This is a genomic window from Sphingomonas sanguinis (genome assembly GCF_001476905.1).
In the GTDB taxonomy this organism is placed as follows: domain Bacteria; phylum Pseudomonadota; class Alphaproteobacteria; order Sphingomonadales; family Sphingomonadaceae; genus Sphingomonas; species Sphingomonas sanguinis_B.
Window position 1 is genome coordinate 16,002 of the sequence record NZ_LDTE01000079.1, and the last position, 16,690, is coordinate 32,691.

The window sequence follows — 16,690 nt, forward strand, 5'->3', positions numbered from 1 at the left end:
GCAACCGTTATTCCACAGAGTTTAAGATTTTAAACGATAATGGTTCGCAAGTGCATTAAGCGTTCATTAGCCCTTCATCGGGACCATGGCCCTGGGCCAGATAGTCCTCGGAACGCATCTCTTCCAACCGGCTGATCGTACGCTCAAACTCGAAACGGCCGTCGCCGGTTTCATAGAGATCGGCGGGTTGGGCGTCGGCTGCGGCGAGCAGCTTGACCTTGTGTTCGTACAGCGCGTCGATCAGCTGGACGAAGCGCGCCGCCTCGTTTCGGTTCTCCGGCCCCAGCTTGGGGATGCCGACCAGGATGACGGTGTGGAAACGTCGCGCAACCGCCAAATAGTCCGCCGCGCCCCGCGCCTCGCCGCATAGCCGCTTGAACGAGAAGACCGCGACACCCTTCAGCGCCTTGGGCACATGCAGGACGCGGCCGCCGACCTTCAGGTCTTCGGAGGGCACATGTGCGGCATCCTCGACCGGATAGTCGGTCAGGCGGAAGAACGCCGCTGACAGCGTCATCGTCGCCTTCGGTCCATTGGGCACCAGCCAGGTGTCGAGCCGCCCCAGCCGGTCGCGCCGGTAATCGGTCGGCCCGTTGAGCGCCAGCACGTCCAGCCGCGCCTCGATCAGCGCGATGAAGGGCAGGAAATGCTCGCGGTTGAGCCCGTTCTTGTAGAGGTCCTTGGGCGGCCGGTTGGAGGTGGTGACTATCGTCACCCCCGCCTCGATCAGCGCGGTGAACAGCCGCGACAGGATCATCGCATCGGGGCTGTTCGTGACCATCATCTCGTCGAACGCCAGCAGCCGGACTTCCTCGGCCAGCGCGGCGGCGACGGGGGCGATCGGGTCGCCCGCCTGCTTGGCGCGCTCGGTGGCGATGCGGGCGTGGACCTCCAGCATGAACTCGGCGAAGTGGACCCGGCGCTTGGCCTCGACCGCCACATGGTCGAAGAACAGGTCCATCAGCATCGACTTGCCGCGCCCGACATCGCCCCAGAGATAGACGCCCTTGGGCGCGGGCGCGCTTTTGCCGGTCAGGCGCGCGAAGAGGCCGGTCTTGCGCGGGGTTTCCAGTTCGGTCGCGAGTTGCTCGAGTCGCGCGGCGGCGGCAGCCTGTTCGGGATCGGGGCGGAGCTCTTCTGCGGAGACCAGGCGACGATAGGCGTTGAGGATGTCGGGCATGTTGGGGGCGATGTCTGCCCTGCCCTCTCTCGCGTCAAGTCCCACCCTCACCCTTCCTACCCGCTAACGCGGGCGGGCCCCTTCCCTCTCCCAATGGGAGAGGGAGGGAGGCGCGTCAGCGCCGGAAGGGTGAGGGTGGTTTTAAATCAAGGCTGGAATGAAAAAGGGGGCCGTTCCCGACCCCCTTTCCGTTTCCGCCGAAACCGTGCCGGATCAGATGACCCGCTCGGCTTCCATCTTCTTGATCTCGGCGATCGCCTTGGCCGGGTTCAGACCCTTGGGGCAGACATTCGCGCAGTTCATGATCGTGTGACACCGGTACAGGCGGAACGGGTCTTCCAGCTCGTCCAGACGCTCGCCAGTCATCTCGTCGCGGCTGTCCGCCAGCCAGCGATAGGCCTGGAGCAGGATCGCCGGGCCCAGGAACTTGTCGCTGTTCCACCAATAGCTGGGGCACGAGGTCGAGCAGCAGGCGCACAGGATGCACTCGTACAGCCCGTCGAGCTTGGCGCGGTCGTCCGGCGACTGGAGGCGCTCCTTGCCCGACGGGGCGGGCGACACGGTCTGCAGCCACGGCTTGATCGAGGCATATTGGGCGTAGAAGTGCGTGAAGTCGGGGACCAGATCCTTGACCACGTCCATGTGCGGCAGCGGCGTGATCTGAACAGTGCCCTTCACATCCTCGATCGCGGTGGTGCAGGCCAAGCCGTTGCGACCGTCGATGTTCATCGCGCACGACCCGCAAATGCCCTCACGGCACGAACGGCGGAAGGTCAGCGAGCTGTCCTGCTCGGCCTTCATCTTGATCAGCGCGTCGAGCACCATCGGACCGCATTCGTCCAGATCGATCTCGAACGTGTCGTAGCGCGGGTTCTGACCCGAATCGGGGTCGTAGCGGTACACCTTGAACTTCTTCAGGCGGCCGCCGGTGGTCGCCTTGTGCGTTTCGCCCTTCTTGATGACGCTGTTCTTCGGCAGGGCAAATTCGGCCATGGTCACAAACCCGCTGGATGGGCCGACAGGCTGTCGGCAAAGGATCGCCCCCGCCGATACATGACAGCGGCGCTTGTCGCAAATGTCTTGACCGATTTAGCCGCGGGTTCAGATCACATCAAGAACGAGACCCAGGTCGCGCGCTTCCTCGGCATCGATATACCAGTTGCTGACCGCCTTTTCGCGCAAGGTATCGAACGACACCTGCGATCCGTTGACGATGGCGCGAAACCCCTCCTCCTGGATCAGGACCGACTGCTCGATCTCATGCAGCTTGGCCTTCAGGATCGCGGGCAGGCTGGTCAGCGGGCCGGTCAGGTCGACCGAGCCCGACATCTGTCGTTCGTGGAGCATCAGCCGGGTGCCGCGCGTCAGGAACCGCGTCTCGACCGGAAAGGCCGACATGAAGGTCGCACCCGCCGAGTATACCGCAACCTTGCCCAGGAACAGCGTCTCGCGGCCGGTATAGTCGCGCAGCAGGCGGATCGAGTCGCCCATCGCCCGCGCCATTTCCGGGTCGCCGCCCAGCGTGGTGATCGACACGACCAACGGGCCATCCTGGTCAGCGGCGGCAAGCTGGTCCTTGAAACCGGCATACATCACCTCGTCCACCGTGCCGTAAAGCTGGATGTGCGGGCGGGCGAGCAGCGGATATTTCACCGCTCTGTTGGGCATGTCGTGCATGGGGTGGCGAACAGGGGGTGCGGGATAAGGTTCCGCCAGCCAAAGGATACCCTATCCCAGCTTCGCCTTCGCATAGTCCTGCGTTCCGTGCGTCACCAACGCGTCTCCATCGACAATCTCAGCGACGGGAATGTCCGGCAACGCCTTGATCTCCTCGTAGAGCGGCGCGAAGTCCGTCTCCAGCGTGGTCTTGAGCAGATCCTCGTAACTCGGGATCACGAAGTAATTCTGCTGGAAATCGTCGATGCGATATTCCGTCCGCATCACGCGGGCGAGGTCGAAGCCGATCCGGTTGGGGCTCGGGTCCTCCAGCGCGAAGCGGCTCTCCGAATAGCTCGACACGATTCCCGCGCCGTAGATCCGCAAATCGCCATCCTCGCGCACCAGCCCGAACTCGACCGTGTACCAGTAGAGCCGCCCCAGATATTTCAGCGCATCCATGCCCAGCGCGCGCTGCCCGCCGCGCCCATAGGCGGCCAGATAATCGGCGAAGACGGGATCGGCGAGCATCGGCACATGGCCGAACACGTCATGGAAGACGTCGGGCTCCTGCAGGTAATCCAGCTGGTCGGGCCGCCGGATGAAATTGCCCGCGACGAAACGGCGATTGGCCATATGGTCGAAGAACACATCGTCGGGCACCAGCCCCGGTACCGCGACCACCTGCCACCCGGTCAGCTTCATCAGCCGTTCGGACAGTTCCTCGAAATCGGGAATGCCCGGCCGCGACAGCTTGAGCACGTCCAGCCCGCGAAGATACGCTTCCGATGCCCGTCCGGGCAGCAATTGGGACTGGCGCGCGAACAGCGTATCCCATGTCGCGTGTTCTTCCGCCGTGTAATGCTCCCACCCCTGCGGGATGGTCCAGTCGGCTCCGGCCCCTTCGGGCGGGGCAGCGAGAACATGGGTATCCTGTGCCATGCGGAGAGCCTATCATGATGATGGTGACAAATGAAACCATATCGTGGCGACGACTGGGGCGCGTTGCAAGGGGCGTTGCGGCCGCGATCGGCTTGATCCTGTTCGGTTATTTCGGCCTGGGGCTGACGCTGGGCGCAATTCCCCGGACGACCGCCCCCCTGCCGGCCGCCGGGGCGGATGCCATCACCATCTTCGTCGAGTCGAGCGCGATCCACACCGCGATCATCGTGCCCATACAGGCGGCGGGGGTGGACTGGCGCGACTGGGCACCGGGGCAGGATTTGCGCGACCCGCGCTATGCGGGCTTTCCCTTCCTCGCCATCGGCTGGGGTGAGGCGGGCTTCTTTCGCGAAACGCCGCACTGGCGTGACGTGAAAGCCGGTACGATCCTGCGCGCCGCATTCGGCAGCGACCGGACGCTGATCCATGTCGACCATCTGCCGCTCCCCCGCGCCAATGGCGACGATGTCCGCGCGGTGCGCCTGTCGCCGCAAGCCTATCGCCGCCTGGTCGGCGTCATCCAGACAAGCTGGAAACGCGGCGGGCCGCATTATCCGGGTTATGACGTGTACGATGCCTTTTACGAGGCAAACGGGCGATACAGCGCCGCCCATACCTGCAACAGCTGGACCGGCGATGCGCTGGCGGCGGCAGGGGTGCGGATGGGGTGGTGGACGCCCTTCCCAGCATCGGTGATGACATGGCTGTGATCCCGCCGCCCTCCAAGGCGCTGTGGGCCGCCGAACTGCCCCGCGCCTTGTGGATGGGCGCGACATGGTTGCGGCACCGCGCGGAACTGGCCGCCGTGCCGCATGGCGATGGGCGGACGGTCATGGTGCTGCCCGGCCTGTTCAACACCGACGCCGCGACGGTCCTGCTGCGCCGCTACCTGGCCGCCAAGGGCTACCGCGTCCATGGCTGGAGGCTGGGCCGTAACCGGGGCGTGCGCAGCGTCGGGACGGAGGCCGAGCGATTGATCGCCCGCATCGAGTCGCTGTCCGACAACGGACCGATGACGTTGATCGGTATCAGCCTGGGCGGGATCATGGCGCGAATGGCGGCGCAAGGACGCCCCGATCTGGTCGCGGGCGTGGTCACCATATCCTCGCCCTATGCCGGGCCGCCGCGCGCGACCAATGTGTGGAAAGCGTTCGAGCGGCTGACCGGCGAGCGGGTCGACGATCCCGCCGTCCTGGCCCGCTCGGCGGCGATCGCGGGGCCGCTGCCCTGCCCCGCGGCCGCGATCTGGAGCCGGAGCGACGGGCTGGTCGCCGGGATCATCTGTCGCGACGATGCGACTCCGTCGGTCGAAGTCCGCTCCAGCCATTTATGGGTCCAGCATCGGCCGCAGGTGCTGGCAGCGGTGGCGACCATCCTCGCCGGATGGCCGCCACCCGTCAGCGATCAATAACCGGCGCGGTACCCGTCATAGCCCTGCTGGCTGGGCTGCCCCTGCGGGTTCTGCTGGCATTGCTCCGGGTGCTTGCGACACTGCTTCTCATAGTCGCGGCGAGCGCGGCCTTCCTTGGCCTCCTGCTTGCGCATCTTGCGGCCGTAATTGCGGTCCGCCTCGTCCTGGCTGGTCGTGGTCCAGTCGACCACCTGCCCCGCCGCCTGGAACGGCGCCTTCACCACGCTGGCCACCGTCTTGACGCAGCCTCCGGTCGCCAGCGGCAGGGTCAGGACGGCGAGTTTCAGGACGAGGTTACGCATGGTACGGGATCTTTCAGCGGGCGCGCAAAAAAGCGTTGCGCGTTTCTATACCGATGTGCGGGAAATCGGTGAAGAAACCGTCGATGCCCTGGCCCAGCGCGGCGCGAATTTCGCCCGCGACATCGCCATGCGCCTTGGGATCGGTGCCCTTTCGGAAGGCAGGCCGCACGAAGTAATTTTCCGCGCGGTACGTCCAGGGATGGACGCGCAGGCCCGCCGCATGGGCATCGGCCACCAGCGTCGTCGGCGCATCGCCGTTCCACAGCATCGCCTTGTCGGGCCCGATGCCCCAGGCATAGGTCGCGACCTGCTTCAACCCTTCCGGCGTCATCATCGCGGCATAGCTGGGCGCGGCCTTGTCCGCCGGGCCGTCTTCACCCGCGACCAGCTGGATCAGGCGGATGCCGGTCATCGTCTTCAGATGCTTGAGGTTGTTCACCTCGAACGACTGGATGAAGACCGGCGCCTCGGCGGTCGTCCAACCCGCCTTGGTCAGCGCGGCCACCAGGGCTGCGTCGGTGCCCTTGCCGATGCTTGCGAAATAGGTCGGGTGCTTGGTTTCGGGATAGATGGAGATGGTGCGCCCGGTGTCCTTCGTCCGCTGCTTGGCGAGCGCGATGATCTCCTCCAGCGTCGGGATCTGGAACTGCCCGTCATAGGCGGTCGAGCGCAGCTGCGGCAGGCGTTCGCGGGCGCGCAGGGTCTTCAGCTCGGCCAGCGTGAAGTCCTCGGTGAACCAGCCGGTTTCGGTCTGGCCGTCGATGGTCTTCGTCGTCTTACGGTCGGCGAACTCGGGATGCGACGCGACATCGGTGGTGCCCGAAATCTCATTCTCGTGCCGGGCGACCAGATGGCCGTCCTTGGTCGGCACCAGATCGGGCTCGATCACGTCGGCGCCCTCCCGGATCGCGAGATCATAGGCGGCCAGCGTGTGTTCGGGGCGCTCCCCGCTCGCCCCCCGATGCGCGATGACGATGGGCGAGGACAGCGGCTTGGCGGTTTCGGCGGACATGGCCTCACCCTGCCCGATCACGAGCAACGCGGCAATGAGAGTGGTTCGCAACGGGAAACCCAACAGATTCATGGCGTTTGTTCATCCAATTGTAATCCCAAGGGGATGGCGCGATGCATTTCACAATCAATGGTCAATCGCATGACATCGAGGTCGATGTCCGAACGTCGCTGCTCGATCTATGTCGCGAACATCTGGGGCTGACCGGCTCCAAAAAGGGCTGCGACCATGGCCAGTGCGGCGCATGCACCATGCTGGTCGATGGCCGCCGTATCAACAGCTGTCTGACGCTGGCCGTGATGCATCAGGATGACGAGATCACCACGATCGAGGGTCTGGGCCAGCCGGGCAACCTCCATCCCATGCAGGACGCCTTTGTCCGGCATGACGGCTATCAGTGCGGCTATTGCACGCCGGGCCAGATTTGCTCGGCGGTCGGTATGCTGGCCGAGGTCGCCAAGGGCTGGCCCAGCCATGTCACCGAGGATCTGGGCCATGCCGAGCTGACGGTCGAGGAAATCTCGGAACGGATGAGCGGCAATCTGTGCCGCTGTGCCGCCTATCCCAATATCGTCGATGCCATTCGCGAAGTAGCCGGACAGGGCAACCGCAATCCCAATGACGACGTCGGCAAGGAGGTCGCGGCATGAAACCGTTCGACTATGCCCGCGCCGACTCGGTCGCCACCGCCACCCGCGATGGCGCAGCGCCCGGCGCACGCTTCATCGCGGGCGGCACCAACTTGCTCGACCTGATGAAGTTGCAGGTCGAGACGCCCGAGACGCTGATCGATATCAGCCGCCTGGAGCTGGGCGCGATCGAGGAGCGCGAGGATGGCGGGCTGACCATCGGCGCGCTGGTGCCCAACAGCGACCTGGCGGCCGATGCGCGTGTCATCGAGCGCTATCCGGTGCTGTCGCGCGCCTTGCTGGCGGGCGCGTCGGGGCAGTTGCGCAACAAGGCCTCGACCGGCGGCAATCTGCTCCAGCGGACGCGCTGCTATTATTTCTACGACCCCGCCACCCCCTGCAACAAGCGCGAGCCGGGTAGCGGATGTTCGGCGATCGGTGGCGAGAACCGCATCCTGGCGATCCTCGGCACCTCGGACCAGTGTATCGCGACGCATCCCAGCGACATGGCGGTCGCCATGCGCGCGCTGGAGGCCGTCATCGTCACGCAAAAGCCCGATGGCGACCGCCGCCGGATCGCGATCGGCGAATTCTATCGCCTGCCCGGAGCCACGCCCGAGATCGAGAATGTGCTGGAGCCGGGTGAATTGATCACCCATGTCGAACTGCCCCCCGCGCCTGCGGGCAAGCAGACCTATCGCAAGGTGCGCGACCGGGCATCCTATGCCTTTGCGCTGGTATCGGTGGCGGGCATCGTTGCGGTCGAGGATGGCAAGATCGCCTCGGCGCGTCTGGCCTTTGGCGGCCTAGGCCCGATGCCGTGGCGTGACGAAGCGTTGGAAGCCGCACTGGTCGGCCAGGCCCCGACCGATGCCGCCTTCCACGCCGCCGCCGACGCGCTGCTGGCCGAGGCCCAAGGCCATGGCTCGAACGACTTCAAGATTCCGCTGACGCGCCGCACACTTATCGCGACGCTCCGTGAACTGACGCAGGAGGGCTGATCCCATGCTCGGATTCGGCAAGGACGACACGAACGCGCTGACCATGAATCAGCCGCATCCCGACAGCCTGCTCGACACGGGCGTGCAGGGGGTAATTTCCAAACCGCTCGACCGGGTGGACGGCCCTAAAAAGGTGACGGGCACCGCCACCTACGCCGCCGAATACGCCATCGAAAACTGCGCGCATGGCGTGCTGGTCAGCGCGACCAAGGGGCACGCCAAGATCAAATCGATCGACGCCGATGCGGTGAAGGCCATCCCCGGCGTCATCGACGTCATCACCGACTACGAGACCTTCATTCGCAATTCGCAGCAGGGCGGTGAAACGAGCGCCCCGACGCAAGGGGTGCGCACGGTCGACTATTTCGGCGAGATCATCGCCATCGTCGTCGCCGAGAGCTTCGAGATCGCCCGCGACGCGGCCAAGCGCCTGAAGGTCGATTACGAACCGCTCGACGGTGTGTTCGATTACGAGGCGAACAAGGACGAGGCCGAGCCCGCCCCCGACGGCCTGATCAAGGGCCATTACGACAAGGGCGATTTCGACCAGGCGTTCGAGGGCTCGGCAGTGAAGGTCGACGTGACCTATACCACCCCCAGCCAGAACTCCGCCGCGATGGAGCCGCACGCCTCGATCGCGGTGTGGGAGGACGATGCGCTGACCCTCTACGGTGCCTATCAGATGCCGACGTCGGATGCGCAGCAGCTCGCCAAGTCGCTGGGTATCTCGCCGTCCAAGGTGCGGATCATCTCGCGCTATATCGGTGGGGGCTTCGGATCGAAGCTGGGTATCGCGCCCGAAAGCGTCGCCGCCGCCATCGCCGCCAAGCGGCTCGGCCGCCCGGTCAAGGCGGTGATGCTGCGCCAGCAGGTGTTCGACGCCACCGTCCGCCGCTCCAACACCGAACAGCGGATGCGACTGGGCGCGGAAGCCGGTGGACGAATCGTCGCGCTGGGACATGAGGCGATCACGTCGAACCTGCCCGACGAGGACTTTTTCGAGCCCGTCGGGATCGGCACCCACTTCCTCTATGCGGGCGAGAATCGGCGGATCAATCACGACGTGGTGCGGCTGAACTGGCTGCTCTCCGGCTCGATGCGCGCGCCGGGCGAGGCGGTCGGCATGGTCGGGCTGGAATGCGCGATGGACGAACTGGCCGAAGCGGTCGGCATCGATCCGATCGCCCTGCGCAAGATCAACGATCCCGAACAGGACCCCGAGTTGAAGGTCCCCTATTCCTCGCGGCAACTGACCCGCGCGCTGGAGGAAGGCGCCAAGCATTTCGGCTGGGACCAGCGCCAGGCGCCGGGCGCGCGGCGGGAGGGCGACTGGCTGATCGGCATGGGCGTGGCCTCGGCCGCGCGATCCAATATGCTCCAGCAGTCGTCCGCCAAGGTGGAACTCCACCCCGACGGCACCGCGACCGTCAGCTCGGCGATGACCGACATCGGCACGGGCAGCTATACGATCATGGCGCAGATCGCCGCCGAGATTCTCGGTCTGCCGGTCGAGAAGATCAGCATGGCGCTGGGCGACACCAACGATCCCCCCGCCGCCGGGTCGGGCGGGTCCTGGGGAGCGGGATCGGCAGGCTCGGCGGTCTATCTGGCGGCCGAACGGGTGCGCGAGAAGCTGGCCAAGGCGATGGGCGTCGACACGGACAGCCTGACGCTCAAGGACGGCATGGCGATCGGCGACAATCGCTCGGTCCCGATCGGCGAACTGTTCGGCAAGGAAAGCCTGTCTGCCGTGGGCACGATCAAGCCCGGCCAACAGGAAAAGCAGTTCAACCAGGCCAGCTATGGCGCGCACTTCGTCGAGGTCGGCGTGAACGTCGTCACCGGCGAGGTCCGCGTGCGGCGGATGCTGGGCGTGTTCGCGGCGGGGCGCGTGCTCAACGCGAAGACCGCCCGCTCGCAATGCCTGGGCGGCATGACCTTCGGCATCGGCACCGCGCTGACCGAGGAGCTGATCCACGATCCGCGCACCGGCAAGCTGGTCAATCACGACCTCGCCGAATATCATGTGCCAGTGAACGCCGATGTGCCCCAGCTGGAGGTCCATTTCCTCGACGAACGCGACATCCACGCCAACCCGATCCATGCCAAGGGGATCGGTGAGCTGGGCATTTCCGGCGCGGCCCCGGCGGTCGTCAACGCCATCTACAACGCCACCGGCGTGCGGGTGCGCGAGATGCCGGTGACGCTCGACAAGCTGCTCGATCATCTTCCGGCTCTTTGATGAGCGACCATGACAGCGTCCTCGCCGCCGCAAGGGAATGGCGCGGCGAGCAGATGGCGATCGCGACGGTGGTGTCGACCTGGGGGTCGGCACCGCGTCCGCGTGGCAGCCATATGCTGGTTCATGCCGATGGCCGGTTCGAGGGATCGGTGTCGGGCGGCTGTGTCGAAAACGACATCCTTCACACCGCCGCCGAGGTGATCGCGGGCGCGCCGTTTCAGGTAAAGCGCTACGGTGTGGCGGATGCCTCGGCCTGGGAAGTCGGCCTGCCCTGCGGCGGCGAGATCGCGGTCATGGTGCAGCCGGTGTCAGCGGAGGGCTTCGACCCCGAATTGTTCGACCGAATCGCCGAAACGCGCGAGCGGGGCCAGGCCCTGACCGTCACCACCGACCTGACCACCGGCCATTCGGGCCTGCGCCCGATCGAGACCGGCGAAGTCTTCGCCAACCGCTATGACCCGCCGCGCCGGTTGCTGATCGTCGGTGCGGTGCAGATCGCACAGAGCCTGGCGCAGCTGGCACAGACGCTGGGCATCGCCACCACCGTCATCGACCCGCGCGCGCGCTTCCTGACCGAGGAACGCTTTCCCGGCGTGACGCTGGACGATCGCTGGCCCGATGAAGCGGTCACCGCCCATGCGCCCGGCCCCGCCACCGCCGTGGTGACGCTGAGCCACGACACCAAGATCGACGACCCCGCGCTGGTCGCCGCGTTGGCGCACGACACCGCCTATGTCGGCGCGCTGGGCAGTCGGCGCAGCCATGCCGCGCGGCGGGAGCGTCTCGCTTCGATGGGCGTTTCCCTGTCAGCGATCGACCGGATCGATGGCCCCGTGGGCCTCGACATCGGGGCGATCGGCCCGTCCGAGATCGCGCTGTCGATCGCGGCGGCGATGATAGGAGCCTTTCATGATCGACGCTAAGGATGTGGCGCTGGTCCTGCTCGCCGCGGGACAGTCGAGCCGCTTCGGGATGGAGAACAAGCTGGAGGCCGAATTTCTCGGCAAGCCGGTGGGTTTCCACGTCACCACCGCGCTGGAGAGCATCCCCTTTGCCGACCGGATCGTGGTGACGGACGGCTGTCAGCTCGACTTTGCCTCGCGCGGCTATCGCGTCATCCACAATGAGGATGTCGGCCAGGGCATGTCCCACTCGATGCATCTCGGCGTGCGTGAAGCGATGAAGGCCTCGCCCCAGGCGATCCTGATCGCGCTGGCCGACATGCCGCGTGTGACGGCGGCGCACATCTATCGCCTGTTCGACGCGTTCGAGGGCCTGGATTCGGTGGTGGTATCGAGCAATGGCGAGCACCCGACCCCGCCGGGCGTCTTTGGCTCAGGCCGGTTCGAGGCGTTGCTGAAGCTGGAGGGCGACGAGGGCGGCCGCAAGCTGGTCGCGGTCGGGCGACATGTCGTGACCGCGCCCGCCGAGCTGATCGATATCGACACGCCCGAGGACCTCGAGCGGCTGCGTCAGCTCGTCCATGCGCCCGAGCGCACCATCACTCGTGGCGAAGCGCGTCGATCGGATTGAGCGCCGCCGCCCGCCGCGCCGGGAAGTAGCCGAATACCACACCGATCACCGCCGAAATGGCAAAGGCGATGATGTTGATCTGAAGATCGAAGGTCCAAGGCACCTGCATCACCGGCACGAGCAGCGCGATGATCGCCTGCGCCAGGAGCAGGCCGATGATCCCGCCCAGGCAGGACAGCACCACCGCCTCGACCAGGAACTGCATCAGCACCTCGCGCGCGACCGCGCCGATCGCCAGGCGGATGCCGATCTCGCGCGTGCGTTCGGTGACGGACACCAGCATGATGTTCATGATGCCGATGCCGCCGACCACCAGGCTGATTGCCGCCACCGCCGCGACGATGCGGGTCAGCATGGTCGTCGTGCTGGTCAGCGTGTCGCTGATCTGCTTGGTGTCGAAGATGTTGAAGTCCTCGGCCTTATCGCCGGTGATGTTGCGTCGTTCGCGCAGCAACGAGGTCAATGAGGCCTGCACCGCGCTGGTCTGATAAGCCTGGTCGACGCCGACCAGCATCAGGCGGATGTCGCGATTGCCGGTGAAGCGCCGCTGGACTGCCTTGATCGGCATCAGCACCACATCGTCCTGATCGCCGAACCCACCCTGCCCGCGCGTCGTCAGCACGCCGATTACGTCGCAGCTGATCGCGCCGATGCGAAACCGCTGGCCAACGGCATCGGTGCTGGGGAACAGGTTTTTGCGCACCGTATTGCCGATGATGCACACCGCCTTGCCCGACGCCTGTTCGGCCGGGGTCCACAGCCGCCCGGAGGCCAAGGGCCAGGGCTGGACGGTGAAATAGGCGAGCGTCGTGCCGGTGACCGTGGTCGACCAGTTCGCGCCCTCATAAATGGCGGTCGCGCTGGCCTGGGCCTGGGGTGCCACCGCCGTCACGCCTGCGATCTGCTCGGCGATGGCGGATACGTCCTCGGGCTTGAAGTCGGGCGGACGCGGACCGCCACCGCCGCGCCCGAAGCCCTGGCCGGGGCGTACCTGCAGGATGTTGGTGCCCAGCGACGAGATAGACTGCTGCACGGCGGCGGTCGTCGCCTTGCCCAGCGTCACCATGGTCACGACCGCGCCGACACCGATGATGATACCGAGCGTCGTCAGGAACGAGCGCAGCACATGCCGCCGGATCGACCGGATCGCGAGGATGAGCGTGGTGCCGAACATCAGTTCACATCCATATCCGGCACGACGCCCGGCCGGTGCTGCGCCTCGATCCGATCGACCAGCCCGTCCTTGAAGTGGATGACGGTGCGCGCGAACGCCGCCATGTCGGGCTCATGCGTGACCATCAGGACGGTGATGCCGCTGTCCCGGTTCAGCCCGGTCAGCAACTCCATGATCTCCACCGAACGCTCGGAGTCGAGATTGCCGGTCGGCTCGTCGGCCAGCAGCACGTCGGGGCTGGTGACGATGGCGCGCGCGATCGCCACGCGCTGCTGCTGCCCGCCCGACAGTTCGGCGGGGGTATGGTCCCACCATTTGTCGAGCCCGACCTTCTCCAGCGCCTCCATGCCCAGCTCGCGCCGCGTCTTCTTGTCCTCGCCCCGATAGAGCAAAGGCAGCTCGACATTCTCCAGCGCGGTGGTGCGCGACAGCAGGTTGAAGCCCTGGAACACGAAGCCCAGATAGCGCCGCCGGAGCATCGCGCGCTGGTCGCGGTCGAGCGTCTCGACATGATGGCCGCGGAATAGGAAGCTGCCGCCGCTGGGCACGTCGAGACAGCCCAGGATGTTCATCGTCGTCGACTTGCCCGATCCCGACGGCCCCATGACCGCCACGAAGTCCCCGCCCGCGATATCCAGGTCGACGCCTTTCAGCGCCTGGAACTGGGTCGCCCCCATGCCATAGGTCTTGGTGACGCCGCGAAGCTGGATCAGGGGTGCCTCAGCGGCCACCGCCTGCTCCCTGCCCACCGCCGGAGCGCCCCTGACGCCGCTGGCCGCCACCACCCGACTTGGCGTCCTGGCCCGCCGCGAGCTGGCCGGTGATGACCTCCATGCCGGGCTTCAGGTCGCCCGACAGGACTTCGGTCATCGAACCGTTGGTGTCACCGGTGACGATCTGGATCGGCTGCGGCTTGCCGTCGCCCCCGCGCACATAGATGGTCTGGGTCGCGCCGCGCTGCACGGTGGCGGTGCGCGCCGCGCGGTCGCGGCGCGGGCGGAAGGTCAGCGAACCCGCAATGCCACCGCCGCCCTGGCCCGCCCCGTCGGAGGGCTGGAAGCGAAGCGCGGCATTGGGGATCAGCATCACGTTCCGCTTGTCCGACGTTACGATGTCGGCGGTCGCGGTCATGCCGGGGCGCAGTTGCAGGTCGGGGTTGGCGACCGTCAGGTCGGCGGCATAGCTGACCACCTGCCCCGTGGTCGACGCCGCGCTGGCGGTCGAGGAGGCAGACGACGTGGCCGCGCTGACCGTCAGGTTCGATCCCAGATCGACACGGGTGATCGTCGCCGGGAAGGTGCGGCCGGGAAAGGCGTCGACGGTGAAGTTCGCCTTCTGCCCGATCTTCACCTGGCCGACATCGGCCTCGTCGATCGCGACCTCCAGCTTCATCTTGGTAAGGTCTTCGGCGATCACGAACAGGGTCGGCGTGTTGAACGATGCCGCGACCGTCTGGCCCGGATCGACCTGCCGCGCCAGCACCACGCCCGACACGGGCGAGCGGATGATCGCGCGCTGACGCTGGGTCTGCGACTGGGCGAGCTGCGCGCGCGCGGCGGCGACATTGGCCTCCGCGACGCGCAGCGCGGCGACCGCGCGCTGCGCGTCGGCGCGCCCGGCCTGAAGCTCGGTGGCCGAGGGGACACGGCCGTTGGACAGCTTATAGACCTGCTCCAGCCGCGCGAGCTGCGCCTGCGACTCCGCCACGGTCGCGCGCGCCTGCGCCACCTGCGCGGTGTTGGCCGCCAGCGTCGCTTGGGCGGCGCGAATCTGGTCGTCGATCTGCTCGGGGTCGATCAGTGCCAGCGCCTCGCCCGCCTTCACCCGGTCGTTGACGTCAACCACGACCTTGGTGACCAGACCCGACAGCTGCGAACCGACCGTCACCTGATTGGTGGGTGCCAGCTTGCCGGTCGCCGAGACGGTGACGGTCAAATTGCCGCGCGTGACGGGGGCGGTCGCATATCCGGCGTCCTTATTGCCCCCGAAACAGCTTTTCAGGAGCAGCGCCAGCAGCACCACGCCGACGATCACGACGCCCCATTGCACCCATTTGCGCCAGCGTGGCTGCGGCTTCACGCCCAGGAAATCGTCGAGAGTCTGGTCGGCCATCAGCGGTTGTCCGGGGTTGTCGAGCGCTCAGGCGCTACGGGAATAGCGGTGTCGTCCCAGCCGCCGCCTAGTGCGGCGAACAGCTGGACCTGTGCCGTCGCGGCGTCGGATCGGGCCTGCACCAGCCCGTTTTGGGCACTGAGCAGCGCCGCTTCCTGTTGCGACAGGGTGGTGAAGTCGGTCAGGCCGGTGCGGTACTGGCTGCGCGCCAGGATCGCCGAGTTACGGGCGGCGTCGAGCTGGATGGCGAACTGCCGCTCCCGCTCGCGGGCGGTGTTGAGCGCGACGATCGCGTTCTCGACATCCTCCAACGCGAGGAGAACGGTGCCCTGATAGGCGGCATAGGCCTGATCGGTCAGCGCCTGGGCGTTGCGGACCTGGGACCGCAGCCGCCCGCCGTTGAAGATCGCCTGGGTCAGCCCCGCGAACAGGCTGCCGGTGATCGCGTCGCCCAGCGAACCGAGGCTGGTCGCCGCCGTGTTGATATTCCCGGAGATCGCAAGCGCAGGATAGAGCGCGGCCTGCGCCACGCCGATCCGGGCGGTCGCGGCGGCCAGGTTGCGCTCGGCCGCACGGACATCGGGGCGACGACGCAAGATATCCGCCGGAATACCGACGCCGATCACCGCCGGGCCTTGCGGGATGGGCCGCACCGCCTCCATCCGCGCCTTGACTGCACCGGGGGCCTGGGCGGTCAGCACGCCCAGGCGCGAGACGGCGGCGTTATATTGCTGCTCGATCGAGGGGATGGTCGCCGCGGTCTGCGCCCGCTGACTACGCGCCTGTTCGGAATCGAGCGAGGACACCAGGCCTGCCTGGACTCGGAAACCCGCAATTTCCAGATTGTCGTCCTGCAGCGTCAGGCTGGCCCGCGCATTGGCGAGCTGTGCCTGGTAGGCGCGGGCCAGCACGTAATTGCGCGCCAGCTCGCTCTCGACGGTCAGCAGGGTCGCGGCATAGCTGAACCCGGCCCCTTCGTACGTGGCGCGGGTCGCCTCGACGGTGCGGCGGACTTCGCCGAACAGGCCGACCTGATAGCTGGCCGACAGCCCGACGGTGAAGCTGTTGCTGCCGCCCCCGCCGGTATCGACGACCGTGCCGTCGGGCAGCGTGAAGCTGCGTCCACCACCGCGCAGATTTTCGTTGCGCTGATAGCCGGTCGAGCCCGACACATTGGGCAGCAGCGAGGCGCGACTCTGGATCAGGCTTTCGCGCGCCTGTCTCAGCCGGGCGATGGCCTGGGCGACGTCGGTATTGGCGACCACAGCCCGCTCGACCAGTTCGGCAAGCAGCGGATCGTCGAACGAGCGCCACCAGCGGCTGAAGTCCTGCGCCTGCGCATTGGCGGCGGGCACCGACCAGTTCGCGGGCACCCCCAGCGCTTGCGGAGCCGCGGGGCGATAATCGGGGCCGACCGTACAGCCGGACAAGGCGGCGGTGGCGAGAAGAAGGACGCGGGCGCGAGGCTTCATGGACAGGAACGTGCCGTGCCATTA

The 16,690-nt window shown here is 66.6% G+C and carries 17 protein-coding genes; 7 read left to right on the forward strand and 10 right to left on the reverse strand.

Going from position 1 to position 16,690, the window contains the following annotated elements; translation table 11 throughout:
- Nucleotides 1-55: 55 nt before the first annotated feature.
- The 4 genes from zapE to phhA all read right to left on the reverse strand — a co-directional run bounded on the left by zapE (nt 56) and on the right by phhA (nt 3,778).
- Nucleotides 56-1,180 carry a cell division protein ZapE gene (gene zapE / locus SB4_RS12795; protein ID WP_058715169.1) on the reverse strand — a complete coding sequence of 375 codons (1,125 nt, stop codon included), beginning with the start codon at nt 1,178-1,180 and terminating at the stop codon, nt 56-58.
- A 213-nt stretch (nt 1,181-1,393) separates the two neighbouring features.
- Nucleotides 1,394-2,173, reverse strand: a complete 780-nt coding sequence (locus tag SB4_RS12800) for a succinate dehydrogenase iron-sulfur subunit (protein ID WP_058715170.1) — start codon at nt 2,171-2,173, stop codon at nt 1,394-1,396.
- A gap of 108 nt (nt 2,174-2,281) precedes the next feature.
- Entirely contained in the window at nt 2,282-2,857 is a 576-nt protein-coding gene (locus tag SB4_RS12805; RefSeq protein WP_058752870.1) for an ATP-dependent Clp protease proteolytic subunit, read from the reverse strand.
- A 51-nt stretch (nt 2,858-2,908) separates the two neighbouring features.
- On the reverse strand, nt 2,909-3,778 hold the full coding sequence (gene phhA, locus SB4_RS12810) for a phenylalanine 4-monooxygenase (protein ID WP_058752871.1): 870 nt from the start codon (nt 3,776-3,778) through the stop codon (nt 2,909-2,911).
- Nucleotides 3,779-3,792: 14 nt separating this feature from the next.
- On the opposite strand from phhA, the gene SB4_RS12815 reads away from it, so the two are divergent.
- Both SB4_RS12815 and SB4_RS12820 read left to right on the forward strand, forming a co-directional pair.
- Complete coding sequence (locus tag SB4_RS12815; protein ID WP_058752872.1) at nt 3,793-4,488, forward strand: TIGR02117 family protein; 696 nt, start codon at nt 3,793-3,795, stop codon at nt 4,486-4,488.
- Nucleotides 4,479-5,189: an esterase/lipase family protein gene (locus tag SB4_RS12820; protein ID WP_153006203.1), complete on the forward strand. Its 711-nt coding sequence runs from the start codon at nt 4,479-4,481 to the stop codon at nt 5,187-5,189. The genes SB4_RS12815 and SB4_RS12820 overlap by 10 nt, the downstream gene beginning before the upstream one ends.
- On the opposite strand, the gene SB4_RS12825 is transcribed toward SB4_RS12820, so the two are convergent.
- Entirely contained in the window at nt 5,183-5,491 is a 309-nt protein-coding gene (locus tag SB4_RS12825) for a hypothetical protein (RefSeq protein WP_058733124.1), read from the reverse strand. The two genes, SB4_RS12820 and SB4_RS12825, sit on opposite strands and share 7 nt — an antisense overlap.
- Before the next feature lie 13 nt (nt 5,492-5,504).
- Nucleotides 5,505-6,503: a glycerophosphodiester phosphodiesterase gene (locus tag SB4_RS12830; RefSeq protein ID WP_058752896.1), complete on the reverse strand. Its 999-nt coding sequence runs from the start codon at nt 6,501-6,503 to the stop codon at nt 5,505-5,507.
- Between the two features lie 113 nt (nt 6,504-6,616).
- Between SB4_RS12830 and SB4_RS12835 the strand changes: the two genes are divergently transcribed.
- From SB4_RS12835 to SB4_RS12855, 5 genes are read left to right on the forward strand one after another with little or no spacing between them, the layout of a single operon-like run.
- A complete protein-coding gene (locus SB4_RS12835) occupies nt 6,617-7,153 on the forward strand; it encodes a 2Fe-2S iron-sulfur cluster-binding protein (protein ID WP_058752873.1) in 537 nt (178 codons plus the stop codon).
- On the forward strand, nt 7,150-8,133 hold the full coding sequence (locus SB4_RS12840) for an FAD binding domain-containing protein (protein WP_058752874.1): 984 nt from the start codon (nt 7,150-7,152) through the stop codon (nt 8,131-8,133). The genes SB4_RS12835 and SB4_RS12840 overlap by 4 nt, the downstream gene beginning before the upstream one ends.
- A gap of 4 nt (nt 8,134-8,137) precedes the next feature.
- Complete coding sequence (locus SB4_RS12845) at nt 8,138-10,375, forward strand: xanthine dehydrogenase family protein molybdopterin-binding subunit (RefSeq protein ID WP_058752875.1); 2,238 nt, start codon at nt 8,138-8,140, stop codon at nt 10,373-10,375.
- Nucleotides 10,375-11,298: an XdhC family protein gene (locus SB4_RS12850; protein WP_058752876.1), complete on the forward strand. Its 924-nt coding sequence runs from the start codon at nt 10,375-10,377 to the stop codon at nt 11,296-11,298. Before SB4_RS12845 ends, SB4_RS12850 begins: the two co-directional genes overlap by 1 nt.
- Nucleotides 11,285-11,908, forward strand: coding sequence for a nucleotidyltransferase family protein (locus SB4_RS12855; protein ID WP_058752877.1), 624 nt, complete (start codon nt 11,285-11,287; stop codon nt 11,906-11,908). Before SB4_RS12850 ends, SB4_RS12855 begins: the two co-directional genes overlap by 14 nt.
- Here SB4_RS12855 and SB4_RS12860 read toward each other — a convergent pair.
- From SB4_RS12860 to SB4_RS12875, 4 genes are read right to left on the reverse strand one after another with little or no spacing between them, the layout of a single operon-like run.
- Nucleotides 11,877-13,082, reverse strand: a complete 1,206-nt coding sequence (locus SB4_RS12860) for an ABC transporter permease (protein WP_058752878.1) — start codon at nt 13,080-13,082, stop codon at nt 11,877-11,879. The genes SB4_RS12855 and SB4_RS12860 overlap by 32 nt on opposite strands.
- Nucleotides 13,082-13,759, reverse strand: coding sequence for an ABC transporter ATP-binding protein (locus SB4_RS12865; protein WP_058752897.1), 678 nt, complete (start codon nt 13,757-13,759; stop codon nt 13,082-13,084). The genes SB4_RS12860 and SB4_RS12865 overlap by 1 nt, the downstream gene beginning before the upstream one ends.
- A gap of 43 nt (nt 13,760-13,802) precedes the next feature.
- Complete coding sequence (locus SB4_RS12870; RefSeq protein ID WP_058752879.1) at nt 13,803-15,194, reverse strand: efflux RND transporter periplasmic adaptor subunit; 1,392 nt, start codon at nt 15,192-15,194, stop codon at nt 13,803-13,805.
- On the reverse strand, nt 15,194-16,666 hold the full coding sequence (locus SB4_RS12875) for an efflux transporter outer membrane subunit (RefSeq protein WP_058752880.1): 1,473 nt from the start codon (nt 16,664-16,666) through the stop codon (nt 15,194-15,196). Before SB4_RS12875 ends, SB4_RS12870 begins: the two co-directional genes overlap by 1 nt.
- Nucleotides 16,667-16,690 lie beyond the last annotated feature (24 nt).

Excerpts from the sequence above, each read along its gene's own strand:
- zapE (WP_058715169.1), bottom strand. The coding sequence starts at position 1,180 with ATGCCCGACATCCTCAACGCCTATCGTCGCCTGGTCTCCGCAGAAGAG.
- SB4_RS12875 (WP_058752880.1), bottom strand. The coding sequence starts at position 16,666 with ATGAAGCCTCGCGCCCGCGTCCTTCTTCTCGCCACCGCCGCCTTGTCC.
- SB4_RS12855 (WP_058752877.1), top strand. The coding sequence starts at position 11,285 with ATGATCGACGCTAAGGATGTGGCGCTGGTCCTGCTCGCCGCGGGACAG.
- SB4_RS12815 (WP_058752872.1), top strand. The coding sequence starts at position 3,793 with ATGATGATGGTGACAAATGAAACCATATCGTGGCGACGACTGGGGCGC.
- SB4_RS12825 (WP_058733124.1), bottom strand. The coding sequence starts at position 5,491 with ATGCGTAACCTCGTCCTGAAACTCGCCGTCCTGACCCTGCCGCTGGCG.
- SB4_RS12860 (WP_058752878.1), bottom strand. The coding sequence starts at position 13,082 with ATGTTCGGCACCACGCTCATCCTCGCGATCCGGTCGATCCGGCGGCAT.
- SB4_RS12830 (WP_058752896.1), bottom strand. The coding sequence starts at position 6,503 with ATGTCCGCCGAAACCGCCAAGCCGCTGTCCTCGCCCATCGTCATCGCG.
- SB4_RS12835 (WP_058752873.1), top strand. The coding sequence starts at position 6,617 with ATGCATTTCACAATCAATGGTCAATCGCATGACATCGAGGTCGATGTC.
- SB4_RS12805 (WP_058752870.1), bottom strand. The coding sequence starts at position 2,857 with ATGCACGACATGCCCAACAGAGCGGTGAAATATCCGCTGCTCGCCCGC.
- SB4_RS12865 (WP_058752897.1), bottom strand. The coding sequence starts at position 13,759 with ATGGGGGCGACCCAGTTCCAGGCGCTGAAAGGCGTCGACCTGGATATC.
- SB4_RS12840 (WP_058752874.1), top strand. The coding sequence starts at position 7,150 with ATGAAACCGTTCGACTATGCCCGCGCCGACTCGGTCGCCACCGCCACC.
- SB4_RS12820 (WP_153006203.1), top strand. The coding sequence starts at position 4,479 with ATGGCTGTGATCCCGCCGCCCTCCAAGGCGCTGTGGGCCGCCGAACTG.
- SB4_RS12870 (WP_058752879.1), bottom strand. The coding sequence starts at position 15,194 with ATGGCCGACCAGACTCTCGACGATTTCCTGGGCGTGAAGCCGCAGCCA.
- SB4_RS12850 (WP_058752876.1), top strand. The coding sequence starts at position 10,375 with ATGAGCGACCATGACAGCGTCCTCGCCGCCGCAAGGGAATGGCGCGGC.
- SB4_RS12800 (WP_058715170.1), bottom strand. The coding sequence starts at position 2,173 with ATGGCCGAATTTGCCCTGCCGAAGAACAGCGTCATCAAGAAGGGCGAA.
- phhA (WP_058752871.1), bottom strand. The coding sequence starts at position 3,778 with ATGGCACAGGATACCCATGTTCTCGCTGCCCCGCCCGAAGGGGCCGGA.
- SB4_RS12845 (WP_058752875.1), top strand. The coding sequence starts at position 8,138 with ATGCTCGGATTCGGCAAGGACGACACGAACGCGCTGACCATGAATCAG.